General features: G+C 57.5%; 1 protein-coding gene. It reads left to right on the top strand.

Going from position 1 to position 374, the window contains the following annotated elements:
- Nucleotides 1–374: GTP-binding protein (locus tag IB266_RS30520; RefSeq protein WP_192264451.1), on the top strand; the 374-nt coding region annotated here is incomplete at both ends.

The raw sequence follows: 374 nt of genomic DNA on the forward strand, positions 1-374 counted from the left end.
GGTCACGTTGACCACGGTAAAACCACGCTGACCGCTGCTCTGACCCGTGTCTGCTCCGAAGTTTTCGGTTCGGCCAAGGTTGACTTCGACAAGATCGACAGCGCCCCGGAAGAGAAAGCTCGCGGTATCACCATCAACACCGCTCACGTTGAATACGATTCGGCCGTGCGTCACTACGCACACGTTGACTGCCCAGGTCACGCCGACTACGTAAAAAACATGATCACCGGTGCTGCCCAGATGGACGGCGCGATCCTGGTTTGCTCGGCCGCTGATGGTCCGATGCCACAAACCCGTGAGCACATCCTGCTGTCCCGTCAGGTAGGCGTTCCGTACATCGTTGTCTTCCTGAACAAGGCTGACATGGTTGACGA

This window comes from Pseudomonas sp. Pdm06 (genome assembly GCF_014851795.1).
GTDB classification, from domain to species: domain Bacteria; phylum Pseudomonadota; class Gammaproteobacteria; order Pseudomonadales; family Pseudomonadaceae; genus Aquipseudomonas; species Aquipseudomonas fluorescens_AA.